This is a genomic window from Oleiagrimonas sp. (genome assembly GCF_027858935.1).
Classification (GTDB): Bacteria; Pseudomonadota; Gammaproteobacteria; order Xanthomonadales; family Rhodanobacteraceae; genus Oleiagrimonas.
In genome coordinates this window covers 1-4,169 of the sequence record NZ_JAQIBU010000294.1, presented here as the reverse complement: position 1 = coordinate 4,169, position 4,169 = coordinate 1, and the positions used below count along the sequence as shown (strand labels likewise).

At 65.5% G+C, this 4,169-nt stretch carries 4 protein-coding genes; 3 read left to right on the top strand and 1 reads right to left on the bottom strand.

Going from position 1 to position 4,169, the window contains the following annotated elements; translation table 11 throughout:
- The first annotated feature begins 162 nt into the window (after positions 1-162).
- The 3 genes from rnr to PF446_RS10800 all read left to right on the top strand — a co-directional run bounded on the left by rnr (position 163) and on the right by PF446_RS10800 (position 3,662).
- Entirely contained in the window at positions 163-2,529 is a 2,367-nt protein-coding gene (gene rnr / locus PF446_RS10810; protein WP_298071435.1) for a ribonuclease R, read from the top strand.
- Positions 2,526-3,266, top strand: a complete 741-nt coding sequence (gene rlmB / locus PF446_RS10805; RefSeq protein WP_298071433.1) for a 23S rRNA (guanosine(2251)-2'-O)-methyltransferase RlmB — start codon at positions 2,526-2,528, stop codon at positions 3,264-3,266. The genes rnr and rlmB overlap by 4 nt, the downstream gene beginning before the upstream one ends.
- A 108-nt stretch (positions 3,267-3,374) precedes the next feature.
- The gene (locus PF446_RS10800; protein WP_298071431.1) at positions 3,375-3,662 is read left to right on the top strand and encodes a hypothetical protein; all 288 of its coding nucleotides are present in this window, start codon (positions 3,375-3,377) and stop codon (positions 3,660-3,662) included.
- 6 nt (positions 3,663-3,668) lie between these two features.
- Here PF446_RS10800 and phoU read toward each other — a convergent pair.
- A partial coding sequence (gene phoU / locus PF446_RS10795; RefSeq protein ID WP_298071429.1) for a phosphate signaling complex protein PhoU occupies positions 3,669-4,169 on the bottom strand: 501 nt, incomplete at its 5' end.

Genomic DNA, 4,169 nt, shown 5'->3' with positions numbered 1-4,169 from the left:
TAAGATAGGCACCAGCCGCCGGCTTGTCAATATCCGATCCAGATCTTTTCGTCCCGCGGGGCGATTTCTCATGTTCAAGGAACCTACGTGTCAAAGAAGAAAACCAGTCACAGCAATGCTTCCGGCGCACCCTCCGGAAAGAAAGGCCGCCCAGGCGACGCGATTGCCACTGTCGCCGATCCGTGGGTCGAGCGCGAGGCGCAACGCTACGATCGCCCGATTCCCAGCCGCGAGGCGATCCTGGCATTGCTGGTCGATCGCGGCGAGCTGATGCGTGAGGAGGCGATCGCAGAGGCCCTGGGCCTGGAGGACGAGGTCGACCAGCAGGCCCTGGACAAGCGTCTGGGTGCGATGGTGCGCGACGGCCAACTGCTGCGCACGCGACGCGACGGCTATGGCGTGGCCAGCAAGCTGGACCTGATTGCCGGCGAAGTGCTGGCGAACGCCGACGGCTACGGATTCCTGCGACCGGATGACGGCAGTCCGGACCTGTACCTGTCGCCGCACGAGATGCGCCGGGTGCTGCACGGCGACCGCGTGCTGGCCAGCGTGATCAATGTTGACTCGCGCGGCCGCCGCAAGGGCGCCATTGCCGAAGTGCTGGCGCGCCGTCCGGCGCGCATCGTGGGGCGAGTGACCACCGAAAGCGGCGTGACCGTGGTGGTGCCCGACGACGAGCGCCTGCATCTGGACCTGCTGATCCCGCCCGATCGCGTCCAGGGCGCCAAGGCCGGCCAGGTGGTGATCGCCGAGATCACCGACCCGCCGAACGCCAAGCGCGGCCCGATCGGCCGCATTCTCAGCGTGCTCGGTGCCAAACTCGAGCCTTCGCTGCTGGTCGAAGTGGCCATTGCCCAGTACGACCTGCCGGATGCGTGGCCGCAGCCGGTCACCGAGGAGGTCGAGGACATGCCGACCCAGGTCGAGAAGCGCGACCTGGAGGGACGGACCGACTTGCGCGATCTTCCGCTGGTGACCATCGACGGCGAGGATTCGCGTGATTTCGATGACGCGGTCTATGCCAAGCCGCGACGCCTGGGTGGCTGGCGGCTGGTGGTCGCCATCGCCGACGTGTCGTATTACGCACGGCCCGATACCGCGCTGGATACCGAGGCGCTGGAGCGCAGTACCTCGACCTACTTCCCCGGCTACGTGGTGCCGATGCTGCCCGAGGCGCTTTCCAACGGGCTGTGCTCGCTGAATCCGGACGTGGACCGCCTGTGCATGGTCTGCGACATGACCATCGACGGCGCCGGCGTGGTCAAGAAGTCGAAGTTCTACCCCGCCGTGATGCGCTCGCATGCGCGCCTGACCTACACCCAGGTGTGGCAGGCGATCGGCGAGAAGGACCCGCAGGTCCGCCAGCAACTCAAGGCCCACCTGCCGGTGCTGGAGCACCTGCATGGGCTGTACAAGGTGCTGGACAAGGCGCGCCACAAGCGCGGTGCGATCGAGTTCGACACGCACGAGGCCAAGTTCAGCCTCGACGCGCAAGGCGAAGTCAACGAAGTTGCCGTCAGCCCGCGCAACGATGCGCACAAGCTGATCGAAGAATGCATGATCGCCGCCAACGTGCAGGCGGCACGTTTCCTGGAAAAGAAGAAAGTGCCGACGCCGTTCCGCGTGCATGCTCCGCCACCGCAGGACAAGTACGAGGACCTGCTGGAGTTCCTGCGTCAGTACAAGCTGACCCTGCCGCCGCTGGAAAAGCTCAAGCCCGGCGACTACGACGACCTGCTCAAGCGGGTGCGCGACAAGCCCGAGTTCGAACTGATCCAGTCGGTGCTGCTGCGTTCGATGAGCATGGCCGTGTACGTACCCAACAACCATGGCCATTTTGGCCTGGCGCTGGACGCGTACGCCCATTTCACCTCGCCGATCCGGCGCTATCCCGACCTGTTGGTGCATCGCGCGATCCGCTACGCGCTGGGCAAGGGCAAGCCGTCCGGCTACACCTACTCCGAAGAACAGATGGCAAAGATGTCCGCGCATTGTTCACAGCGCGAACGGCGTGCCGAGGAGGCCGAGCGCGATGTCGATGAGCGCCTGAAGTGCGCGTGGATGGAAAAGCATGTCGGCGAGACCTTCGCCGGTCGCGTCACCGGCGTGACTTCGTTCGGCCTGTTCGTGGATCTTGATGGCCACGGCGTCTCCGGCCTGGTGCACATCAGCCAGCTGTCCAACGACTACTACCATTTCGACCCCGAGAAACGCCTGCTCAAGGGTGAGCGCACCGGTCGCGTGTTCCGTCTGGGCGAGAACGTGCGCGTGCAGGTCATGCGCGCCAGCATGGAGGACCGCAAGGTCGACTTCCGCCTGGTGCAGCCGGACGATGAGCATGGCGACAAGGGCCGGGCCGGCAAGGACAAGGCGAGCAGCAAGAGCGGTGGCCGCGACAAGGGTTCGCGCGGATCCTCGTCCAGGGGCGCGCGCGGTGCACGCCAGGTCAAGGACAAGACCCCGGCAGCGCAGGACAAGCCGCCGGGCAAGGGGCGGTCCCGCGGCAAGCGTGGAGGCGCCAAGCGATGAGCGAGGCATGGATCGTCGGCATCAATCCTGTCGATGGTGCCCTGGCCAACAACGCCGCGCGCGTACGCGAGCTGCGCATCGAACGCGGTGCGCGCAACCCTCGCGTGGCCGAACTTGCAGCGCGCGCCCGCGAACTGGACATTACGGTCGCCGAATGCGCGCGCGAGCAGCTTGAACACGTGGCCGACGGCAATCGGCACCAGGGCATCGCTGCGCGCTACGAGGCTCCGGCCGCACTGGGCGAGAACGAACTGACTGGACTGGTCGAGCGTGCGGGGCCCGGGGCGCTTTTCCTGGTACTGGACGGCGTGACCGATCCGCACAATCTCGGCGCCTGCCTGCGCAGTGCCGCGGCGGCCGCGGTCACGGCGGTCATCGTGCCCAGGGATCGGGCGGCAGGCATCACGCCCGTGGTGCATCGCGCATCGGCCGGTGGGGTGGACCGCGTGCCGCTGGTGGCCGTGACCAACCTGGCACGCGCATTACGCACGCTGAAGGAGGCGGGCGTATGGCTGACCGGGCTGGCGGGCGAGGCCGCCCAGACGATTTATCAGGTGGATCTCAAGGGACCGGCTGCCCTGGTATTGGGCAGCGAGGGGCAGGGCATGCGTCGGCTGACGCGCGAGACCTGCGATCACCTGGCGAAGATTCCCATGCCGGGTGCGATGGAGAGCCTGAATGTGTCGGTGAGTGCCGGTATCGCGCTTTTCGAGGTGCTTCGACAGCGGCAGGCGTGAGATCAGCAGCCTGCATGCGCTTGGCGTGCATGGCATCCGGGGCGCGCGTTGCCATGTCTGTCGGCGGGCGTCATGATGAACATCGTTCCGACAAAAGAGGCGTGGGCAATGTATCTACCCTGGCATGAATGGTCCGGCCTGATCGGCGTGGCACTGGTGTTGTTCGGGTTTTTTCTGCTGCAGGCGCACAAGCTGCACGGCAACGGACTGACCTACCAGCTGATGAATGCGGTGGGTGCACTCGGCGTGCTGCTCTCGCTGGTATTCTGCAAGTTCAATCTGCCGGCCTTCCTGCTGGAAGGCGCATGGCTGCTGATCAGCATCTACGGCATCTTCTTCAACCCGCAACAGCGCAGGCGTCGGGCCTACCGCGACGCGGACAGGCCCGACCTCTGATCGGGTTCAGGCCCTGGGTGCAGCGGGTTCCATGGGCTCTTCACCCCCCTTCTGACGCGGGGTTTCCAGTGGTTCGCCCTTGACCACAAACCATACATTTTCGGCGATGTTGGTGGCGTGGTCGCCGATGCGCTCGATGTTCTTGGCCATGAACAGCAAGTGCGTGCACGAGGTGATGCTGCGCGGATCTTCCATCATGTAGGTCAACAACTCGCGGAACAGCGCGTTGTAGGCGTCGTCCACGTGGACGTCGTCACGCCAGACCTCGAAGGCCTTGTCGGCGTCCAATTCCTCATAGGCGAGCAGTACCTTGCGCGTGGCGGCCGCAGCCAGTTGCGAAAGGTGCTGCAGTCCATGTGCGGGGGCGACCGGAGCCACCATCGACAGCGGGATCGAACGCTTGGCCACGTTGGCTGCATAGTCGCCGATGCGTTCGATATCCGAGGCAATGCGCAGGGCGGCGAACACCGCGCGAAGATCGCTGGCCATCGGTGCGCGCAGTGCCAG